The sequence below is a fragment of the Pseudomonas sp. RIT623 genome (genome assembly GCF_004519305.1).
Classification (GTDB): domain Bacteria; phylum Pseudomonadota; class Gammaproteobacteria; order Pseudomonadales; family Pseudomonadaceae; genus Aquipseudomonas.
Window position 1 is genome coordinate 1 of record NZ_SOZA01000081.1, and the last position, 1419, is coordinate 1419.

The 1419-nt window shown below is 68.5% G+C and carries 1 protein-coding gene; it reads left to right on the forward strand.

What is annotated here, in order from left to right; genetic code table 11:
* Positions 1–1419 (forward strand): non-ribosomal peptide synthetase (locus E3U47_RS24730; protein ID WP_167659535.1); only part of this gene is annotated, 1419 nt, incomplete at both ends.

Consider the following 1419-nt stretch of genomic DNA (forward strand, 5'->3'; position numbering starts at 1 on the left):
GCCGAAAGGGGTGCAGGTGCCGCACCGGGCTATCGTGCGCCTGGTGATCAACAACGGCTTTGCCGATTTCAACAGCCAGGACCGGGTGGCCTTCGCCTCCAACCCGGCGTTCGACGCCAGCACCCTGGAAGTCTGGGCGCCGTTGCTCAATGGCGGCGCGGTGGTGGTGATCGAGCAGGACCAGGTACTGTCGCGCCAGGCCTTGCGCGAAGCGCTGCTGAGCCAGGGCGTGACGGTGCTGTGGCTGACGGCCGGGCTGTTCCACCAGTTCGCCGATGACCTGCTGCCGGCCTTGCGCCAACTGCGCTACCTGATGGTGGGGGGCGACGTGCTCGACCCAGCGGTGATCGCCCGCGTGCTGCGCGACGGCGCCCCGCAACACTTGCTCAATGGCTATGGCCCGACCGAGGCGACGACCTTCAGCACCACCCATGAGATCACCCAGGTGGGCGAGGGCAGCATTCCGATTGGCAAGCCGATCGGCAATGCCCGTTGCTATGTGCTGGACGCCCGTCAGCAGTTGCTGCCGGTGGGCGCCGTTGGCGAGCTGTATATCGCCGGCGACGGCGTGGCCCTGGGCTACCTGGGCCAGCCTGAGCTGACGGCCGAGCGCTTCCTGGCGGATCCGTTCAACGGCGGCACCATGTACCGCAGTGGCGACCTGGTCTGCTGGCAGGCAGACGGCACCTTGCGCTACCTGGGCCGGGCCGACCAGCAGATCAAGCTGCGCGGCTTCCGCATCGAACTGGGCGAGATCGAGGCACGGCTGGGCGAATGCCCGGGTGTACGCGATACCGCCGTGGTGGTGCGTGAGGACGAACCGGGCGACAAGCGCCTGGTGGCCTACTTCACCGGCAACGCGCCAGCGATTGCCGAACTGCACGAACGCCTGCAAGGCCAGCTGCCGGACTACATGCTGCCAGCGGCCTACATGCAGTTGGACGAACTGCCCCTGACGGCCAACGGCAAGCTTGACCGCCGGGCGCTGCCGGCCCCGGGGCGCGAGGCCGTGGTCAGCCGTGCCTTCGAGGCGCCCCAGGGCGAGATCGAGTCGGCCTTGGCGGCGATCTGGGTTGAAGTACTCAAGGTCGAGCAGGTGGGGCGTCACGATCACTTCTTCGAACTGGGCGGCCACTCGCTGCTGGCGGTGAGCCTGATCGAGCGCATGCGCAAGGCCGGGCTTAACGCCGATGTGCGCGTGCTGTTCGCCCAGCCGACCCTGGCGGCCCTGGCGGCGGCGGTCGGCAGTGGGCGCGAGGTCGAGGTGCCGGTCAATCGCGTGCCGGTCGATGCCACGCAGATCACCCCGGCCATGCTCAGCCTGATCGAGCTGGACCCAGCCAGCATCGAGCGTATCGTCGCCACGGTGCCGGGTGGCGCGGCCAACGTGCAGGAGATCTACCCGCTGGCGCCGTTGCA